The following is a 20,899-nucleotide window of genomic DNA, read 5'->3' on the forward strand; positions in this document are numbered from 1 at the left end:
ATAGATATTATTAGGAGGGTAATCATGAAGAAAAATATTAATCTTGATTTTAAGAAAACATCTGTAAAATCTAAATTAATGTTAATAATCATACCAATAGTTGCTGTTGGATTATTATTACTAACATCAATAACATATGGTTCTGCAAAAAATATGATAGAAAAAGAATTAGTTAATCTTATGTCAGAAAGGGAAGCAGAGGCTGTAAATAATATTGACACTTGGTTGAATTCAAGACTTTCAGAAGTAAAGGAAGTAGCTCAAAGTCCTATATTAGAGCGTGTTTTAGAGATTAATCCAGACTTGAACTTAGAAAATAATGATGAATCTATAGCTCTTATAGACCAGTTGAATTTATCACGTTGGACTTTTGTTAATAATACATATCCTAATGAATATGCAGCTTTACATATTTTAAATGGAATTTCAGCAAATGAATGGAAAAGTATAGAGAATTCAAATAAGCTTTTTGCAAGATATTATAATGTAAATGCAGATGAGTGTAAAACTTCTCCATGGGCTAAAGCGGCTTTAGAAGAAAGTTTTAAAAAGTTTTCTGATAATAATGGTCCTTATGATATAATTTTAAATCCTACATATTCTGAAGCATATAAGAGAAATGTTGTTATGATGATTGCTTGGAAGAAGGATGAAATGGGAGAGGCTAAAATAGGGGCAGCATCTAGCTTAGCTATAGAAGTAGTAGAAAATAAAGTAAAAGAATTAAAATATGGAAAAAAAGGATATGGAATGTTAATAGCAGATAATGGGACATTTATATCACATCCAAATCAAGAATACGTTATGAAAGAAAATATAAATACACTAGAAGATAAGGAAATGCTAAAGCTATCATCTGCTATAAAATCACAAGATAAAGGTATAATTAAATTGGGTATGGGCACTGGAAAGAAGCTAGCATTTTATCATAAAGTACCTGTTACTAATTGGATGGTAGTGAATGTAGTATATGAAAGTGAACTTTTCTCAATTTGTACTAAACTATTAATATTAATGCTAATAATAGCAATATTAATTATAATAGCAGTTATTTTAACAATATATAAGTTTTCAACTAATATGCTTAAACCATTAACAAATATAAGTATATTTGCTGATGAAGTAGCAGCTGGTAATTTAAGTGCAAATATAAATATTAATTCAGATGATGAATTTGGAAAAGTTGCTAAAGCATTAAATAATACAGCTCAATATTTAAAAATTTATATTTCTGAAATAGATGAAGTACTAGGAAGTATTTCTAATGGAAACATTAATGTAAATGTAGAAGGTGAATATAAAGGTGATTTTGTAGGTATAAAAGAATCTTTAATAAAAATAGTATCATCATTAAATAATACATTTACTCAAATAAGAGAAGCAACACAACAAGTTTCTAGTGGATCTCAGGAGGTAGCTTCAGTAGCTCAAGTATTAGCACAAGGAGCATCTGATCAAGCAAGTTCAATAGATGAATTAACAGCATCAATTGGGGATATTAATGAACAATTAAAAGGTACAGCTAAGCATGCAAATGGAACTAATGAAATTGTAAATCAATTAGTTACATATATTGAAGATAGTAACAAACAAATGGAAGATATGTTAAGTGCTATGAGCAATATTGATGTTTCATCTAAAAATATACAAAATATAATAAAAACAATAGCTGATATAGCTGAACAAACTAATCTATTAGCTTTAAATGCAGCAATAGAAGCAGCAAGAGCAGGGGAAGCTGGTAAAGGATTTGCAGTTGTTGCAGATGAAGTAAGAATGCTAGCAGAACAAAGCTCACAAGCAGTTAAGAGAACAACAGAACTTATTAAGAACTCAATAGAATCTGTAAATGAAGGTAAAGTAATAGCAGATAATACAGCAAGCTCATTAAAAGAAGTTGTAGAACACACTAAAGGAGCAACTGAATTAGTTGTTAATATAGTTAATTTAGCAGAAGAACAATCAGAATCTCTTAATAAGATAAATGAAAGAATAGAAGATATAGCTAATGTAATTCAATCTAATTCATCAATAGCAGAAGAAAGTACGGCTGCTAGTGAAGAATTAACAGCACAAGCAGAAAGCTTAGATTACATGGTTGCACAATTTGAATTAAAAGAAGATTAGTATATTCTGTGTTTTAAGATAATGAGTTGATATTATAGTATAAAGCTCGTGGACTAAGGAATTTACTTTAAGAACTCTAAAAATAAAGCTTAGTCTAATTAATGCATGTTCCCAATGAAACATTGGGACAAGCAATTAATTCAACAAATCTTTATTAAGAATTCTAAAAAGCAAATTCCAATGCCACTACGCTAATATACTATAATATTACCTCTGTTAAAACACAGAATATTTTTGTTTATGAAATTAGCAAAGTATAGTCCCATTTTAGCTTGCTCCTAATGTAAAATTGAGACAAGCAGTAAATGTGACTATTAAAAGGAAACTCGACTTCGCTGAGTAAGTTCAAAAAGCAAAATGTAAAATTTTGATTTTCACTTAACTATTCTCAAAGTTCAATATCAACTTTATTTAAAACACAGAATATTTTTTTATAAAATTGAGACAAGCGGTAAATGTGGTTATTAACAAAGAAATTTAACGTTGCTAAGTAAGTTGGAAAAGGCAAATATAAAAAAATAGTATCCAGAAGAAGTTATATTCTCAGGATACTATTTTTTTATTGAAATTATATAATTCTAAAAAGAAGGATATAATTAAATTTTCTATTTTACAACTATATTAACAAGTCTGCCTTTTATAACAATTACTTTTATTATATTTTTACCTTCAGTAGTTGCTTTTATAGTTTCGTTTTCTAATGAAGCTTTCTTTATGCCTTCTTCATCTAAGTTTGATGGTATCATAATTTTAGCTTTTATTTTACCATTAACTTGAATAGCTATTTCAACTTCATCTTTAATTAAAGCAGCTGGATTAAATTCAGGCCATTTTTCATTAAATATAGTTGAGTTATGACCTAATAAGTTCCAATGTTCTTCAGTAAAGTGAGGGGCAAATGGTGCTAATAATTTTAAGAAATCTACTACAGTTTCTTTTAAGAATGTAGGATTTTTAGTATCAGCTTGAATATATTTATGAATAGCATTTGTAAATTCCATAAGTCTTGCTATTGCAGTATTAAATTGCATTTTTTCTGCATCTTCGCTAACACCTTTAATAGCTGTATGTCTCCAGAAGTTTAAGTCTTTTTCTTCAGAATCCATAGTAGTCTTAATATTTTCTGAAGCATTAATGATATCTCTGCATGATTCTAAAGTTCTTTCAATTCTATCTACAAATCTAGCAACAGATTTAACTCCATCATCACTCCATGCACCACCTTCAACATATGCGAAACCGAACATTAAATACATTCTAAATACATCAGCACCAAATTCTTTAATATAGTCATCTGGAGAGATTGTATTTCCTTTTGATTTACTCATTTTTAATCCGTCTGGTCCTAAGATTAATCCTTGGTGAGTTAAGCTTAAGAATGGTTCATCAAATTTTAAGTATCCCATATCTCTCAATGCTTTAGTTATAAATCTTGCATATAATAAATGCATACAAGCATGCTCTGGTCCACCAACATATTTATCTACAGGTAACATTTTATTTATTAATTCAGGATCAAAAGGTGCATCAGTATTTTTGTTATCAGGGTATCTTAAATAATACCAAGAAGAACATACAAATGTATCTAAAGTATCCGCTTCTCTTTTTGCAGGTTTACCACAGTGAGGACAAGTAGTATTTATAAATTCTTCACATTTTCCAAGTGGTGATTTACCATCTGGAGTAAACTCAACATTATAAGGAAGTTCTACTGGTAAGTCTTTTTCAGGAACTGGAACTATTCCGCATTCATCACAGTATATAACTGGAATAGGAGCTCCCCAGTATCTTTGTCTTGAAACTAACCAATCTCTTAATCTGAAGTTAACCTTCATTTGTCCTAATTCATCTTTTTCAAGTTCACTAACAATAGCTTTTTTAGCTTCATCTGTAGTTAAACCATCAAATTTTCCTGAATTAACAAGTATTCCATGCTCACAGAATGGAAGTTCTGGTTCATCACCTTGTTTATTAGTAATAACTCTTTCTATTGGTAAATTAAATTTACTTGCAAATGCGAAATCTCTTTCGTCATGTGCTGGAACTGCCATAACACAACCAGTACCATATGTAGCTAATACATAGTCAGCAATCCATACAGGAACTTCTTTTCCATTTATAGGGTTTATGGCGTATGAACCAGTAAATACACCAGTTTTTTCTTTTGATGATGATTGTCTTTCTATATCAGATTGTTTACTTGCATCTTCTTTATATGCTTCAACAGCGTCCTTATATTCTGGAAGAGTTAATTCGTTAACTAATTTATTTTCAGGTGCTAATACAACATAAGTTACACCATTTAAAGTATCAACTCTTGTAGTAAATACATCAAACTTTAAGTCAGAATCCTTAACTTTAAATGTAACTTGTGCACCATATGATCTTCCAACCCAATGTTTTTGCATAGATTTAGTTTTTTCTGGCCAATCTAATCCATCTAATTTGTCTAATAATTCATCAGCATAATCAGTTATTTTGAAGAACCATTGAGTTAAATCTTTCTTTTTAACTTCAGAATCACATCTTTCACATAAGCCATCAACTACTTGCTCATTAGCTAAAACTGTATTACAAGATGGACACCAATTAACAGGTGCTTTTTTTCTGTAAGCTAATCCTTTTTCATAAAGTTTTAAGAATAACCATTGAGTCCATTTATAGTAATCAGGTGAACAAGTAACAACTTCATTTTCCCAATTAAACATAGCACCCATAGATTTTAATTGTTTTTCCATAGTTTCAATATTTTTAAATGTAGAATCTTTAGGATGTATACCTGTTTTTATTGCATAATTTTCAGCAGGTAACCCAAAAGCATCGAAACCCATTGGTTGGAATACGTTATAACCTTGCATTCTTTTTAGTCTTGCCCATGAATCAGTTGGCCCATAGTTAAACCAGTGACCAGCATGTAATTGAGCTCCTGAGGGATAAGAGAACATTTCAAGTGTATAAAGTTTCTTATCTAAATTTTCTGGGTTAAATTTGTAAGTTTCATTTTCTTCCCAAATCTTTTGCCATTTTTCATCGATTTTAGTACTATAATTTTCCATAATTAACCTCCAAAATAACAATGGACAATGAACAATGAACAATAGACAATGAAGGATTATATTTCTTAAGAAATATGTACAATTAAAAAATTGTAAGCTTTCTCTTTCAATGTCAATTGTAGATTGTAAATTATCAATTGAATTAATTTATTGTATAAAAAAAAGCTCTCATCTCTAAAATTAAGAGACGAAAGCAAAATTCCGCGGTACCACTCTTATTAGAAGAAAAAATATAATTTAATCTTCTCGCTTGATATTTTTAACGGATAGTTACCCGTACTTGTTTTTAACAAGTAAGCTCGTAGACAAGTTCATAATAATGTAACACTATTTCACACCATACAATAGCTCTCTAAAAGATACATTTTATTATTACTACTTCTATTCACAGCAAAATATAAAATTTAGCAATATTATATATTAAAATTTGTAAAAAAGCAAGAAGACATATTAATTATAAATAAAAATACTAATCCTATTTTGACTAAGAAAATTGAATTCACATGAGTTTTCTGTTAAAATCGTTACATTCGTACAAAATTGTTACTTATATTTAGGAGGTTTATATAAATGAATGAAAAAATAATAATTGGGGGTACATTTGCATTATATTTGGTAGTAATGTTATGTATAGGCCTACATTTTTATCGTCGAACTAATAATTTATCAGATTATACATTAGGTGGAAGAAAACTTGGATATTGGGGAAGTTCTATAAGTGCACAAGCTTCGGACATGAGTGGCTGGTTATTACTTGGACTTCCAGGAGCAGCTTTTTTAACAGGTTTATCAGGATCTGTATGGATGGCTTTAGGACTAGCTATTGGAACATATTTGAATTGGAAAATAGTTGCTAAAAGGCTTAGAGTAGATACTCAAAAATATTCAGATTCAATAACAGTACCATCTTATTTAGAAAATAGATTTAATGATAAATCAAGAACATTAAAATTAATTTCTTCGTTATTCATACTTGTATTTTTTATACCATATACTGCCTCAGGATTTGTGTCAGGAGGAAAATTATTTACAACAGTTTTTGGAACCCCGTATATAGTTTCTGTTATAATATGTGGATTAGTTGTTGTAAGTTATACTTTTTTAGGTGGATTTATGGCTGTATGTTATACAGATATAATTCAAGGGTTATTAATGTTTTTTACATTACTTGTATTGCCTATAATAGTTATAGTAGAAGCTGGTGGAGTAGGAAATATATTATCAACTTTTGATCCATCACTTTTAAATCCATTAGATATTGGTTTTATAACTGGATCAAGTAGTGGAACTATAGGAATGGCAGTTGTAGGAATTATTTCATCTCTTGCGTGGGGGCTTGGATATTTTGGGCAACCTCATATTATTACAAAGTTTATGGCTATAGAAAATCCAGAAGAAATTAAAATTTCAAGAAGAATAGCTACAGTTTGGGTTATAATAACACTTTTAGCTTCAACTGGTATAGGTCTTGTTGGACATTATTATTTCCCTAACTTAACAGGTGCGGATTCTGAAACTATATTTATTTTATTAGTTCACAAATGTGTTCCATTAATATTTATTGGAGTATTATTATCAGCAATATTAGCTGCAATTATGAGTACAGCTGATTCTCAACTTTTAATTATATCTTCTACAATTTCAGAGGATATTTACAGATCTATTATTAAGCCAAAAGCTTCAGATAAAGAGCTTATAGGAATTAGTAGATTGTCGGTATTAGTTGTAGCTCTTATAGCATTTTGTATTTCACTTAATCCAGATAGTTCAGTTTTAAAACTGGTATCATATGCATGGGCAGGGTTTGGATGTGCCTTTGGCCCCGTAATTTTATTATCACTATTCTGGAAAAATATCACTAGAAATGGTGCGGTAGCAGGTATGTTAATTGGTGGGATTACATCAGCAATTTGGCCAATATTTAAAAACTATTTTTCAGCACCAATATTTAATCTTTATGAAATTGTACCGGGATTTTTATTAGCTTTAATTGCTATATATGTTGTTAGTAATTTAGATATGAAAAAGCATAAAGTAAAATAGTACATATTTTTAATGTCAACTCACCTATTGGATATATTAACACATATTTAAAATATAGCTTAATAAAATTATAGTGTTTGCTTAACCTATGTTTTTATTGAAAGGTATTAAGAAAATTCTCGGAATTAATATATTGATTTTGAGAATTTTTTTATTCTTTAGGAAATTATATTGCTTGAAAATTTGTGGATAACTTATAGAATACTGTATTTTAGAAGTGTGATGAGTACATATTTATGAAATTATGGTATTTAAGAAATTATTAATAACCGAAATTATAAATTAGAAGAAATTAAAAAATTTCCCATAAGGAATAACAATGGCAGTATAATTGGTTGTTAGATTTGAAATGTGATAATAGTATTAAATTTTTTTCATATATTATTAAAAGGATATAGTATTAATACTTAAAGCTTTATTTAAGTAAATGTTAGTTAATTCATTATAATAAATTTATATATCTATGATAAAATAGTGAATATAGCCTATAAATTAAACGAAGATTTATAATATAATTATTTAATTCAAAATAATAACCTAAACAAAGGAAGTGAGAAAATATGAATATATTATTAGGGATAGGCATGATAGTTTTAATATTAAATATAATTTTTTCATTATCATTGATATTTATAGAAAGAAAGGATCCAACAACAACATGGGCATGGCTTTTAATACTAATTATTCTACCGGGATTTGGATTTGTATTATATATTTTGTTAGGACAAAACTTAAGTAGGCAAAAGATTTTTAAAGAAAAAAAACAAATTGATGAAATAAAGAGAAGAAATTTAAGTAGTAGATATGGTAATAAGAGTAATTGTCATGATGGTGGAGATAAATTTTTTGATTTAAGAAAAATGAATTATAATCATTCAGGTTGTCAATATACAACTAACAATGATCTTGAAGTATATGTTAATGGAGAAGATAAATTTAGACAATTACTTAAAGATATAAAGAATGCAAAAGAATATATACATATAGAATATTATATTTTTCGTAATGATTGTTTAGGAAAAGAAATAATAGCAGAATTAACAAAAAAAGCAGAAAGTGGAGTTGAAGTAAGACTTTTAGCAGATAGTATGGGTTCATATACTTTAACAAAAGGTGCATTAAAGAATTATTTAAAATCAGGAGGAAAATTTGCAATATTTTTCCCAGGAATTTTACCACATATAAATACGCGTATAAATTATAGAAACCATAGAAAAATAGTTGTAATAGATGGGAAATATGGATATGTTGGAGGATTTAATGTTGGTAAGGAATATATAAATAAAGATCCTAAGGTTGGATTTTGGAGAGATACCCACGTTAGAATAAAAGGTGGAGCAGTAAATGATTTAAATGAAAGATTTTTATTAGATTGGTGCTATGCATCAGAAGAAGAAATACGTGATTATAATAAATATTTATCAGATACAAATGAAGAAATAGGGGATGTGGGAATACAAATAGTTACAAGTGGTCCAGATCATGAAGAAGAATATATTAGAAACGCATATATTAAGCTTATAAATAATGCTAAAAATAATTTATATTTAGAGACACCTTATTTAGTTCCAGATTTACCAATATTAGAGGCGTTAAAAATATCTGCGTTGTCAGGTGTTGATGTAAGAATAATAATTCCAGGAAATCCAGATCACTTTTTTATGCAATGGGCAGCTAGTTCTTATATAGGTGAACTATTAAATGCTGGAATAAAAATATATTATTATAAAAATGGATTTATTCATGCTAAGGCTATGGTTGCAGATAGCACTGTAGTATCTATAGGAACAGCTAATATGGATATAAGAAGTTTCAAATTAAATTTTGAAGTTAATGCTTTTATCTTTGATGATAGAGTAGCTGTTGATTATGAAAAACAATTCATGAAGGATATTGAATTTTCTGAGGAAATAACAATAGAATCTCATTCTAATAGAAGTACATCTATTAAGATAAAAGAATCTTTAGCAAGACTAGTTTCACCAATATTATAATTGAATTATCAAAAAAATTAATAAAAAATAAAAAAGTATCAAAAAATATTGACAAAAAATTCTAAGTTGTTATACTAAAAATATAATAATTTATTTGATTAATATATCAAGATGATTAAATTTTATTTAATGGGAGGGCACTATGGAAAAGAATATAGTTAAAATATTTATTGCAAAATTTTATAACTTTTTTTATTTTATGTTCTGGGGCTTTTATTTTAGCGCTAGCTATTTATTTTGCAAAAAATTAAATAATTTAACTTTAATGAGTGCTCAAAAATTATAAGAATTTTTTAGATGTTTATTATGTGAATACATTATAGAGCTCATTAATATGTGGGCTCTATTTTTTTTATATAAAATTAAGGGGGCAAAAAATATGATAGTAATATTAAAACAAAAAGTTGAACAAGAAAAAATAGAAAAATTAACTTTAATTTTAGAAAATCAAGGTGTTAAAGTAAACCCTGTTATAGGAACTGACATTAGCATTTTAGGTTTAGTAGGGGATACGAGTAAAATTGATAAAGAACAAATTGAGGCTAATGAAATAGTTGAAAAAGTTATGCATGTACAAGAACCTTTTAAAAAGGCAAATAGGATGTTTCATCCAGAATCAACAATAATTGATGTGAATGGACAAAAAATAGGTGGAAATAAAATAGCTATGATTGCAGGACCATGTTCAGTTGAAAGCGAAGAACAAATAACGCAAATAGCTAAAGATGTTAAAAAAATAGGGGCAAACTTTTTAAGAGGTGGAGCATTTAAACCTAGAACTTCACCATATGCATTCCAAGGATTAAAGTATGAAGGTTTAGAACTTTTAAAAAAAGCAAAAGCAAATACAGGATTACCTATAGTTACGGAAATTATGTCACCATATGATATAGAATTTTTTAATGATAATGTTGATGTTATACAAGTTGGAGCAAGAAATATGCAAAACTTTGATTTACTTAAAGAATTGGGAGGATTAAATAAACCAATACTTTTAAAAAGGGGATTATCAGCAACTCTTGAAGAGCTGTTAATGAGTGCTGAATATATAATGGCAGGTGGTAATGAAAATGTAATTCTTTGTGAAAGAGGAATTAGAACATTTGAGACATATACCAGAAATACATTAGATTTAAGTGCAGTTCCAGCTCTTAAAAAATTAAGTCATTTACCGGTTATTATTGATCCAAGTCATGCTACAGGGAAGTATTGGATGGTAGAACCACTAGCTAAAGCTGCAATTGCAATTGGTGCAGATGGACTTATAATAGAAGTCCATAATGATCCAGCAAATGCTTTGTGTGATGGACCACAATCAATAAAACCAAGTAAGTATGCAAAACTTTTTGAAGAATTAAAAGTTATTGCAAAAGCAGTAGGTAGAGAAATATAGTTTAAATTAATATATTTAAACAGAAGAGCTGAATTAAAAATATACGAGGAGAGTATTAAAATGAGGGAGTTAGTTGTAGATTTAAAGGAAAAAAGTTATTCAATAATAATTAAAAAGGGATTAATTAATGAACTTAGTAATGAAATAAATAAAGTTTATAAAGGGAAAAAGATTTTTGTATTAACTGATGAAAATGTAAATTATCACTACGGAGATAAGGTTAAAGACTCGTTAATTAATCATGGATATGATGTTAAGACAATGGTATTAAAACCTGGAGAGGAAACTAAGTCCTTTAATACTCTTCCTAAGATATATAATGAGTTTTTAGATTTTAAATTAACTAGAAGTGATTTAATTATTACACTTGGAGGAGGAGTTATAGGAGATCTTGGAGGATTTGCAGCATCTACATTTTTGAGAGGAATTGATTTTATTCAAGTACCTACCTCATTACTTGCTCAAGTTGATAGTAGTGTTGGAGGAAAAGTTGCTGTAGATTTAGATAGGGGAAAGAATTTGGTAGGAAGCTTTTATCATCCTAAAGTGGTTTTAATTGATCCAGATGTTTTAATTACATTAGAAGATAAATTTTTTAAAGATGGAATGGCTGAAGTAATAAAATATGGATGTATAAAAGATAAAGAATTCTTTCATAAGTTAAAAGAGTTTAAAAATAAAGATGAAGTTATGGATAATATAGAAGATATAATTTATATATGTTGTAATATTAAAAGAATAGTTGTTGAAAATGATGAAAAAGATAAAGGCGAGAGGATGTTATTAAATTTTGGTCATACATTGGGTCATGCAATAGAGGCATACTATAATTTTAATAAATATACTCATGGTGAAGCCGTAGGAATTGGAATGTATAAAATAACTAAAATGTCTGAAGGAAAAGGCCTTACACCAAAGGGAATTTCAGATGAGATAAGAGATATATTAGTTCAATATTCACTTCCTCATGATATAGATATTGAAAATTTAGATGAAATATTAGAAACAATTTCTTTAGACAAAAAAAATATTAATAATGCTTTAAAGATAGTATTACTTGAGAGTATTGGAAAATCATTTTTAAAAAATAGCAATATAGATTTCTTTAAGTAAATTTTACATTTTTGAAATTATATTTTTAAGTTTAAATTTATATTAAAAAGTAAATAGAATTTCAATTAATATATTAATATTAAATAACTAAAAAGGGGGACACAAATGGGAATTTTTAAAATTTATCCTGGCAAATTAAAAGGAGAAGTTAAAATTCCACCATCTAAAAGTATGGCACATAGAGGTGTTATCTGTGCAGCTTTGGGAGATGGAATAAGTAAAATAAGAAATATTAATTATTCAGATGATATTATAGCAACTATTGATGCAATGCGCTCATTAGGGGCTATAATAACAAAGGAAAATGATTATCTTCATGTTGTTGGAATAAAATCTGAAAAGTGTAAAAAAAATATAGAATTGAATAGAACGATAGATTGTAATGAATCAGGTTCTACATTGAGATTTTTGGTTCCAATTTCTTGTGTTTTTGAAGGCAGTAATAGATTTATAGGAAGAGGAAATTTAGGTAAAAGACCTTTAGATACATATTATGAAATCTTTGAGAATCAAGGAATTAAGTATTCATATAAGAAAGGAAAACTTGATTTAAGGACTGAAGGTGTATTAAAAGCAGGAGAGTTTAAACTAAGAGGAGATATAAGTTCTCAATTTATTAGTGGCCTTCTATTTACACTTCCTCTTTTAGATGGAGATTCAAAAATAATAATAACAACTGAGTTAGAATCTAAGGGATATATTGACTTAACATTAAGTGCTATGAGTGATTTTGGAATTGAAATTATAAATAATAATTATAGAGAATTTACAATTAAAGGAAATCAAATTTATAAAAGTAGAGATTATAGAATAGAAGGGGATTATTCTCAAGCAGCATTTTTTTTAGTTGCTGATGCACTTAATAGTGAAGTATTTATAAATGATTTGAAATTAGAATCTCTTCAAGGAGACAAGGAAGTTATAGAAATACTTGAAAGAATGAATGTGAAAATAAAAAATATTAATGATAGTATTTTAGGAATTCCAAGAGAAAATTTAAATGCAACTATTATTGATGGTTCTCAATGTCCAGATATAATTCCTGTTATTTCTTTGGCAGCTAGTTTGTGTAAGGGTAGAACTGAAATAATAAATGTAGGAAGATTAAGAATTAAAGAATGTGATAGATTAAATGCAGTTGCAAGTGAACTAAATAAATTAGGGGCAAATATAATTGAAAAAGAAGACCGTTTAATAATTGATGGAGTTAAAACTTTAAACGGTGGAGTAAAAGTTTGGAGTCATAAAGACCATAGAATTGCTATGATGCTTGCAATAGCTTCTATAGTTTGCAAAGAACCAATTATCTTAGAAGATTATGAATGTGTTTCAAAATCTTATCCAGAGTTTTTTGATGACTTTAAAGCATTAGGAGGAAACTTTCATGAGTGGAATTTGGGGAAATAAATTAAAGATTTCTATATTTGGTGAATCACATGGAAATGCAATAGGTATAACTGTAGATGGACTTCCATCTGGATTTGAAATTAATATGGAAGATATCTTAAGAGAAATGTCTAGAAGAGCTCCAGGAAAAAGTAAACTTTCTACAACTAGAAAGGAAGGCGACATTCCAGAAATACTTAGTGGGGTTTTTGAAGGGAAAACTACAGGTGCTCCTTTATGCGCAATGATTAGAAATAGCGATATGCATTCAAAAGATTATAGTGAATTAAAAGATTTAATGAGACCAGGTCATGCAGATTATAGCGGTAAAATTAGATATCAGGGCTATAATGACTATAGAGGTGGAGGACATTTTTCAGGAAGAATAACAGCACCATTAGTTTTTGCAGGTGCAATATGTAAACAAATATTAGAAAGTAAAAATGTATATGTAGGTACTCATGTTAAAAGAATAGGAAATGTTGAAGATAAGGACTTTAGTAAAATAAATTTAACTAAAGATCTTATGGAAAATTTAAGAAGTGAAGAGCTGCCAGTTTTAATAAAAGAAAATAAAGAAAAGATGAAAAATGAAATACTTGAGGCTAAAAAAGATGGCGATTCTATAGGTGGAATTATAGAATGTGGAATTATTGGAGTAAAAGCAGGTGTTGGAAATCCATTTTTTGATTCTATAGAATCTACATTGGCACATTTATTATTTTCCGTACCTGCAGTAAAAGGTGTTGAGTTTGGAAAAGGGTTTGAAATGAGCAAACTTAGAGGTTCTGAATGTAATGATGAATATTATTATGATGGAGATGAAGTAAAAACATATAGTAATAATAATGGTGGTATTTTAGGTGGAATATCTAATGGAATGCCAATATTATTCAAGGCTGTTATAAAACCAACTCCATCTATATCTAAAGAGCAGAAAAGCATAAATATAAGCGAGAAAAAAAATGGTGTTATTACAGTTAAGGGAAGGCATGATCCATGTATAATCCAAAGGGCTGTACCAGTAATTGAAAGTGTTGCTGCAATTGGATTACTTGATTTGATGCTTTAAATATAAAGAAGTGCATATAACTTTCAACTAAAAGAGCGTGTAGTAATCACTTTCTTAAATATTAAAAATAAGGGGCGTGACATATGGCAGGTTTAGATGATTATAGAAATAGTATAGATGAAATAGATCAAAAGATAACTGAATTATTTGAGCAGAGAATGGATGTTGTTCTTAAAGTGGGTGAATATAAGAAAAAAAATAATTTGCCTATATTTAATAAGAATAGAGAAGATGATGTTATAAAGAAGAACTTAGGTTATCTAAAAAATCAAGATTATATTGAAGAAACAGAGAAATTCTTTGAAAAATTAATGGAAATATCAAGACAGCTTCAAAGTAGAAAAATGATAGAAGAAGATTTGATAGAAGAGAAAAAATTAAATAATAATATTAATGTTTGTGAAAACAAAAAAATAGGGTTTTATGGCGCGCAAGGGTCTTTTACAGAAGAAGCGATGATTAAATATTTTGGTGAAGATAGAGATTCTAAATCATATGAAGAATTTGAAGATGTATTTTTAGCAATTAAAAATGATGAAATTAATTATGGAATACTTCCAATAGAAAATTCATCAACAGGAGCAATTTCTAGTGTATATGATCTTTTGTATAAATACGGATTTTTTATAAATGGAGAAGTATGTATAAAAATAAATCAAAATTTAATTGGGGTAGAGGGAAGCAATTTAAGTGAAATTAAAGAGATATATTCACATACTCAAGGATTTGAACAAAGTTCAGATTTTTTAAAGAAGTATAATGAATGGAAGTTGATACCATTTCATAGTACAGCTAGTAGTGCTAAATTAATCAAAGAGTTAGAGGATAAATCAAAAGCTGCAATAGGTAGTAAAAGAGTAGCTAATATATATGATTTAAAAATTATTAAAGAAAATATAAACAATCAAACAGAAAATTTCACAAGGTTTATAATAATTTCTAAAGAATTAGAAGAAAATAAAAATTCCAATAAAATTAGTGTAGTATTTTCACTTGAAGATAAGGCTGGTACGTTATATAAGTTATTAAGACATTTTGCAGAAAATAATATAAATATGATTAAAATAGAATCAAGACCAATGAAAAATGGTCCTTGGAAGTACTTTTTATATGGTGATTTTGAAGGTGATTTATCATCAGAAAAGGTTAAAAAAGCTTTATATTTAATTGAACAAAGTAGTGCTTACTTTAAATTATTGGGGGCATATGAAAAAAATAGATGTTAGATGAACAAAGAAAGGGTGTGAAATATTGAATTTTTACGGATTACTAGGTGAAAAATTATCACATTCTATATCACCAATGATTCATAATAAGATTTTTTCACTTTTAAATATTGATGGGGCGTATAAAATATTTGAAGTGGAAAAAAATAATTTAAGTAAATTTACAGAGTCATTAAAAGTATTGAAAATTAAGGGTTGTAATGTAACAATTCCTTATAAGGAAGATATAATGAAATATTTAGATGAAATATCACCTGAAGCAAAAAAAATAAAAGCAATAAATACAATATTATTAAAAGATAATAAATTATATGGATTTAATAGTGATTATTATGGATTTAATAGTATATTAGTTAGAAACAATATAGAAGTTAATGGTAAAATAGCTATTATACTAGGAACAGGGGGAGCATCTAAAGCTGCAGTTACTTTATTATTAGATAGAGGCATAAAAAAAATATATTTGGTTTCTAGAAGCAAGAAATCAATTCCTTTGGTTGAGGATATTAAAATCGAATATAGAACTTATGAGGACATAGGTAATGTAAAAGGTGATATATTGATAAATGCAACTCCAGTAGGAATGTATCCTAATGTAGATAATAACCCTGTTGATGAAAAGATTATTAATAATTTTGATGTATTAATAGACTTAATATATAATCCAAGAGAAACTAAATTTCTTCAATGTGGAAAAAGACTAAATAAAAAAGTTTGTGGGGGATTAGAAATGCTTCTAGGACAAGCAATTAAGTCATCAGAAATTTGGCATGATATATCTATAAATCCTGATATTCAAGAAAAATTATATTCATATATAAATGAAGAATTTAAATAGAGAGAATAGATTATGAAAAGTAAAATATTTTTAATAGGAATGCCTGGATGTGGAAAGTCTACAATTGGAGAAATTATAGCTAAAGAATTATTGTTAAAATTTATAGATATGGATATATATATTGAGGGAAAAACATCAAAAACAATTTCCAAACTTTTTGAACAAGGAGAAGATTATTTTAGAGATATAGAAAGTGAAACTTGTAAAGAAATAATAAAGTATGATAATGTTGTAATAGCAACTGGTGGTGGAATAGTAAAAATAGATAAAAATATAAATATTCTAAAAGAAAATGGATTAGTAATTTTTATAGATAGACCAGTTGAAAAAATTATTTCTGATATAGATGTTTCAAGAAGACCTCTTTTAAAAGATGGAAAAAAGAGGATTGTAGAATTATATAAAGAAAGATATAATCTTTACAAAAAAGCATCACATAATATAGTTGTTAATGATGGAATTATGGATGAAGTAGTAGAAGAGATAAAAAGATTAATAGTTAAAAGTTAATGTTTATAATTGATATTTTAAATTAGAATATCAGTTAACAAATAAAAATTGATAAATATAAAATTAAATTTATGAAGGATAGTAGAATAGTAGAATTAAAAAAATTTATTTGAAGTACAGGAGGAGTTTTACATGATTATTATTATGAAACCAAAAGCAAGTGAAGAAGAAATAGGAAAGGTTAAGTCTTTTATTGAAAGTAAGGGGTTAGAAACACATATTTCAAAGGGAAATACTTATTATATTGTAGGTATTGTAGGAGATACAGCAATAATAGATCCTAAAAAATTACAAGTACTTAAGGGTGTAGACAGAGTAATGAAGGTACAAGAACCTTTTAAAAAGGCAAATAGAATTTTTAAACCAAATGACACAATAATAAATATAGATGGTTCAATAGTTGGAGGTGGAAAGCTTGGTATAATGGCTGGTCCATGTTCTGTTGAATCTGAAGAGCAAATAATTGAAGTAGCAAAAAGAGTTAAGGCAGCAGGTGCTAATTTTTTAAGAGGTGGTGCATTTAAGCCAAGAACTTCACCTTATAGTTTCCAAGGACTAGAGCTTGAAGGATTAAAACTTTTAAAGGCAGCTAAGCAAGAAACAGGACTTCCAATAGTAACTGAGCTTATGTCAACAGATTATATTGATACATTTGTAGAAGAAGTTGATGTAATTCAAATTGGAGCTAGAAATATGCAAAACTTTGATTTGTTAAAACAAATTGGTAGAACTAAGAAACCTATATTATTAAAAAGGGGTCTATCAGCAACAATTGAGGAATGGTTAATGTCAGCAGAATATATAATGGCAGGTGGAAATGAAAATGTAATACTTTGTGAAAGAGGTATTAGAACATTTGAAACAATAACTAGAAATACGTTAGATTTACAAGCAATTCCTGTTGTTAAGAGGTTATCACATTTACCTATAATTATAGATCCAAGTCATGCAGGTGGATATGCATACTTAGTTGAGCCAATGGCAAAAGCAGCAATAATTGCAGGGGCTGATGGTTTGATGATAGAAGTTCATAATGATCCAGAAAATGCACTAAGTGATGGTCAACAATCACTTACTCCAGACCAATTTGATGGACTTATGGGGAAAGTTAAGGCAGTAGCAGAAATAGAAGGAAAAGAAATATAATTCTTGGAGGGCTATATGAAAGTGGTAATAGTAGGTCTTGGAGTAATAGGTGGATCTTTTGCAATGGCATTAAAAGATGCTGGTTATAAAAATGTTTATGGAATAGATAATAATGAAGAGACATTATTAAAAGCTGAAAAGCTAAACTTAATAAGACGAGGATATACTGATGGAAATGAAATTTTAAAAGATGCGGATTTAATTATAATATCAATATATCCTAAGCTTGTTAAAGATTTTATTAAAAATAATATAGATAATTTTAAAGATGGGGCAGTAATAACTGATGCAACTGGAATAAAGAAGTTATTTATAAATGATATAGTCAAGATATTACCTTCAAATATAGATTTTGTATTTGGACACCCAATGGCTGGAAGAGAAAAAAAGGGAATAGATTTTGCAAGCAGTGATGTTTTTAAAGGTGCTAACTATATTTTGACTCCAACTTCAAAAAATAAAGAAGATAATTTGAAGTTAGTAGAAAACTTAGCATATGAAATAGGTTTTAAAAGAGTTAAAAGAATAAGTCCAGAATTTCATGATGAAATGATAGGATTTACTAGTCAGTTACCTCATTCCCTAGCAGTAGCTTTAGTAAATAGTGACTTAGAGGGAAGAGACACTGGAAGTTTTATTGGTGATAGTTATAGAGACTTAACTAGAATTGCTAATATAAACGAAGATTTATGGAGTGAACTTTTTTTAGGAAACAAAGAAAATCTATTAAAATCTATAGAATCATTTGAATGTGAACTAGATAAAATAAAAGATGCAATAAAAGATGATGATAAAGAATCCTTAAAAGAATTATTTATAAAATCAACTAAGAGACGTGAAAAATTATAATTAAAGGCTGTGCTTTAGCAACATGTTGATATATGCAATATGTAAGGTGGCATTGTAATTAGACTTTGAGAATACTTAATGAGTATTGTCACATTTACTGCTTGTCTCAATTTCATATTGGAGCAAGCTAAAATGGGACTATACTCATTTTTAGTATTCCTAAGTTTAATTACTAAGTCCACCTTTACTTATGCATATATCAAAATAGTTTTTTTAATAAAATTCTTTTCCTGAAATAAACACTTTCTTTATGTTTATATTATCATCGAATAATATTAGATCGGCATCGTAACCTTCCTTAATTAGTCCTTTATGATCAGCTATCTTACAATGTTTAGCTGGATTATATGAAGCCATTTTTACAATTTCATTTAATGGTAAATCTGAATTTTTGTAGATATTATTAACAGCTTTATCAAGGGTTAAAACAGAACCAGCTAGAGAGCCAGACTTAACTCTTGCAGCACCATTTTTAACAATAACGTCTTGTCCACCTAAATAGTATTTTCCATCAGGCATGCAACATGCCATCATGGCATCAGTTATTAACAAAACATTATCGGTACCTTTTTGCTTATAAGCAATTCTCAATGCAGGATATGAGATATGAATTCCATCCGAAATAGTTTCTGTTTTAATATCACTATCGAATATAGCACCTACAATTCCAGGACTTCTATGAGTAAAGAAAGGCATTGCATTATAAAGGTGAGTTGAATGAGTAGCACCACATTTAATTGAATGTATTGTTTCTTCATAAGTAGCTTTTGTATGTCCTAATGAACATACAATTCCATTAGCAGAAAGATATTTAATTAAATCATTAGAACCAGAAAGTTCTGGTGCTAATGTAAGTGAAATAACAGAGTCTTCACAATCCTTAACCATAGATTCATAAGTAAATATTGATGGTGGCAAAATGTAATCAGGATTTTGAGCTCCAATTGCATTTGGATTTATAAAAGGACCTTCTAAATGAGCTCCCAAAACATGAGCACCTTCTGAACCTTTTTCTTTTAATAATTTAATAGCTCTCATAGATTTATTAATATCACTAATTGAAACAGTCATAGTAGTAGGCACAAAGGAAGTTGTACCATGCTTAGCTATTGTTTTTGCAATTGTATTTATAGAATCGATTGTTCCGTCCATCGTATCACATCCACCAGCGCCATGAATATGTGCATCAATAAATCCAGGTGAAAGGTATAAACCTTTCGCATCTATAATCTGATTAATCTCATTATTAGTAAAACTAGAGGGATTAATTTTTTTTATCTTACCATCTTGAATAATAACAGAACCTTTTTCTATTTTATCTAAATAAATAATGTTACAATTTGTAATTAACATTTTTAAAACCTCCTAAATACTTAAAGATATTATTGAAAAAAATTTAATATGTATGTAATAAGAATCCTAAAAAGATAAAAAAGTCCTTTAATATTTAATTATTTTACATAAATTGTAAAACAAGGTTATAATTCTTTAAAAATAAAATATAATTAATTTAAAAGGAGGGGGTTTTTATGCAATATTTTAACTTTATTTTATTAGCAATAGTTTTATCTTTTTCAACAATATATATTTATAATATATTTGCTTTAAAAAGTGCCGGAAAGGAAAGCATAAAGGTTTCTTTATTATTAATGTTATTTAGTATTCCTATAGCTATATGTATACTTATAGTTATGAGTTTATTCTTAAAATTGGCAAACTGGACATTACCAGTTGACATTTCTAACTATAAAATATTCATTGTGTCTTTTGCAAGTGTGTTTGTAATTTTTATTGGAGAGTTTATTATAAAGACATTTTTATCTGGTACAATAAGTAGTTATTTTAATAGAAAATATAAAGAAAAAAATTTATCAGAAAAGCAAATGCTTAACATAATTAGAGAAAAACATAGAATTATAGAGATATTAAAAGTTATTTTAATGTTTTTGATTAGCTGTATTATATATTGGGTATTATTAAGCATTTTAAATATTATAGGTATTATATTTATTGTAATGGTTTCATCTGTAATTACAAGTATGTTATATTTTTTTATGTTTAAGAGTAATTAGAATTTTTTCTAAAATAGATTTATTTAAATAAAATAATATAATTAAACATGTTGACACATCTTTTGTAAAGGTTT

15 protein-coding genes and 1 other annotated feature are annotated in these 20,899 nt (G+C 27.8%); of the genes, 13 read left to right on the forward strand and 2 right to left on the reverse strand.

Annotated elements, in window-relative coordinates:
- Positions 1-24 precede the first annotated feature (24 nt).
- Positions 25-2,127 carry a methyl-accepting chemotaxis protein gene (locus NG901_RS01245; RefSeq protein WP_252211831.1) on the forward strand — a complete coding sequence of 701 codons (2,103 nt, stop codon included), beginning with the start codon at positions 25-27 and terminating at the stop codon, positions 2,125-2,127.
- A 605-nt stretch (positions 2,128-2,732) separates the two neighbouring features.
- Here the strand turns inward: NG901_RS01245 and leuS are convergent.
- A complete protein-coding gene (gene leuS, locus NG901_RS01250) occupies positions 2,733-5,183 on the reverse strand; it encodes a leucine--tRNA ligase (protein WP_252211832.1) in 2,451 nt (816 codons plus the stop codon).
- Between the two features lie 180 nt (positions 5,184-5,363).
- Positions 5,364-5,581, reverse strand: a binding site (T-box leader).
- Positions 5,582-5,753: 172 nt separating this feature from the next.
- Between leuS and putP the strand changes: the two genes are divergently transcribed.
- The 11 genes from putP (at position 5,754) to NG901_RS01305 (ending at position 18,753) form a co-directional block, all read left to right on the forward strand.
- A complete protein-coding gene (gene putP, locus NG901_RS01255; protein ID WP_252211833.1) occupies positions 5,754-7,226 on the forward strand; it encodes a sodium/proline symporter PutP in 1,473 nt (490 codons plus the stop codon).
- Positions 7,227-7,786: 560 nt separating this feature from the next.
- Positions 7,787-9,220 (forward strand): cardiolipin synthase, encoded by a 1,434-nt coding sequence (gene cls, locus NG901_RS01260; RefSeq protein WP_252211834.1) that lies wholly within the window; start codon positions 7,787-7,789, stop codon positions 9,218-9,220.
- A 379-nt stretch (positions 9,221-9,599) separates the two neighbouring features.
- Positions 9,600-10,613: a 3-deoxy-7-phosphoheptulonate synthase gene (aroF, locus tag NG901_RS01265; protein ID WP_252211835.1), complete on the forward strand. Its 1,014-nt coding sequence runs from the start codon at positions 9,600-9,602 to the stop codon at positions 10,611-10,613.
- A gap of 60 nt (positions 10,614-10,673) precedes the next feature.
- Positions 10,674-11,726, forward strand: a complete 1,053-nt coding sequence (gene aroB / locus NG901_RS01270; protein WP_252211836.1) for a 3-dehydroquinate synthase — start codon at positions 10,674-10,676, stop codon at positions 11,724-11,726.
- A 105-nt stretch (positions 11,727-11,831) separates the two neighbouring features.
- Positions 11,832-13,133 (forward strand): 3-phosphoshikimate 1-carboxyvinyltransferase, encoded by a 1,302-nt coding sequence (gene aroA, locus NG901_RS01275; RefSeq protein WP_252211837.1) that lies wholly within the window; start codon positions 11,832-11,834, stop codon positions 13,131-13,133.
- Positions 13,111-14,184, forward strand: coding sequence for a chorismate synthase (gene aroC, locus NG901_RS01280; protein WP_252211838.1), 1,074 nt, complete (start codon positions 13,111-13,113; stop codon positions 14,182-14,184). Before aroA ends, aroC begins: the two co-directional genes overlap by 23 nt.
- Positions 14,185-14,267: 83 nt before the next feature.
- Positions 14,268-15,410, forward strand: coding sequence for a prephenate dehydratase (pheA, locus tag NG901_RS01285; RefSeq protein WP_252211839.1), 1,143 nt, complete (start codon positions 14,268-14,270; stop codon positions 15,408-15,410).
- Positions 15,411-15,435: 25 nt separating this feature from the next.
- The gene (aroE, locus tag NG901_RS01290; protein ID WP_252211840.1) at positions 15,436-16,248 is read left to right on the forward strand and encodes a shikimate dehydrogenase; all 813 of its coding nucleotides are present in this window, start codon (positions 15,436-15,438) and stop codon (positions 16,246-16,248) included.
- Between the two features lie 12 nt (positions 16,249-16,260).
- Positions 16,261-16,758, forward strand: a complete 498-nt coding sequence (locus tag NG901_RS01295) for a shikimate kinase (RefSeq protein WP_252211841.1) — start codon at positions 16,261-16,263, stop codon at positions 16,756-16,758.
- 132 nt (positions 16,759-16,890) lie between these two features.
- Positions 16,891-17,904 (forward strand): 3-deoxy-7-phosphoheptulonate synthase, encoded by a 1,014-nt coding sequence (aroF, locus tag NG901_RS01300; protein WP_252211842.1) that lies wholly within the window; start codon positions 16,891-16,893, stop codon positions 17,902-17,904.
- A gap of 15 nt (positions 17,905-17,919) precedes the next feature.
- Positions 17,920-18,753 carry a prephenate dehydrogenase gene (locus tag NG901_RS01305; protein ID WP_252211843.1) on the forward strand — a complete coding sequence of 278 codons (834 nt, stop codon included), beginning with the start codon at positions 17,920-17,922 and terminating at the stop codon, positions 18,751-18,753.
- A 213-nt stretch (positions 18,754-18,966) separates the two neighbouring features.
- Here the strand turns inward: NG901_RS01305 and nagA are convergent, their stop codons facing one another.
- Entirely contained in the window at positions 18,967-20,106 is a 1,140-nt protein-coding gene (nagA, locus tag NG901_RS01310; RefSeq protein WP_252211844.1) for an N-acetylglucosamine-6-phosphate deacetylase, read from the reverse strand.
- 176 nt (positions 20,107-20,282) lie between these two features.
- Between nagA and NG901_RS01315 the strand changes: the two genes are divergently transcribed.
- Positions 20,283-20,825: a hypothetical protein gene (locus tag NG901_RS01315; protein WP_252211845.1), complete on the forward strand. Its 543-nt coding sequence runs from the start codon at positions 20,283-20,285 to the stop codon at positions 20,823-20,825.
- Positions 20,826-20,899: the final 74 nt, after the last annotated feature.

This window comes from Clostridium sp. CMCC3677 (assembly GCF_023845585.1).
Lineage (GTDB): Bacteria > Bacillota > Clostridia > Clostridiales > Clostridiaceae > Clostridium > Clostridium aquiflavi.

Coding starts and splice junctions, on each gene's coding strand:
- NG901_RS01245 (WP_252211831.1), top strand. CDS start 25: ATGAAGAAAAATATTAATCTTGATTTTAAGAAAACATCTGTAAAATCT.
- leuS (WP_252211832.1), bottom strand. CDS start 5,183: ATGGAAAATTATAGTACTAAAATCGATGAAAAATGGCAAAAGATTTGG.
- putP (WP_252211833.1), top strand. CDS start 5,754: ATGAATGAAAAAATAATAATTGGGGGTACATTTGCATTATATTTGGTA.
- cls (WP_252211834.1), top strand. CDS start 7,787: ATGAATATATTATTAGGGATAGGCATGATAGTTTTAATATTAAATATA.
- aroF (WP_252211835.1), top strand. CDS start 9,600: ATGATAGTAATATTAAAACAAAAAGTTGAACAAGAAAAAATAGAAAAA.
- aroB (WP_252211836.1), top strand. CDS start 10,674: ATGAGGGAGTTAGTTGTAGATTTAAAGGAAAAAAGTTATTCAATAATA.
- aroA (WP_252211837.1), top strand. CDS start 11,832: ATGGGAATTTTTAAAATTTATCCTGGCAAATTAAAAGGAGAAGTTAAA.
- aroC (WP_252211838.1), top strand. CDS start 13,111: ATGAGTGGAATTTGGGGAAATAAATTAAAGATTTCTATATTTGGTGAA.
- pheA (WP_252211839.1), top strand. CDS start 14,268: ATGGCAGGTTTAGATGATTATAGAAATAGTATAGATGAAATAGATCAA.
- NG901_RS01295 (WP_252211841.1), top strand. CDS start 16,261: ATGAAAAGTAAAATATTTTTAATAGGAATGCCTGGATGTGGAAAGTCT.
- aroF (WP_252211842.1), top strand. CDS start 16,891: ATGATTATTATTATGAAACCAAAAGCAAGTGAAGAAGAAATAGGAAAG.
- NG901_RS01305 (WP_252211843.1), top strand. CDS start 17,920: ATGAAAGTGGTAATAGTAGGTCTTGGAGTAATAGGTGGATCTTTTGCA.
- nagA (WP_252211844.1), bottom strand. CDS start 20,106: ATGTTAATTACAAATTGTAACATTATTTATTTAGATAAAATAGAAAAA.
- NG901_RS01315 (WP_252211845.1), top strand. CDS start 20,283: ATGCAATATTTTAACTTTATTTTATTAGCAATAGTTTTATCTTTTTCA.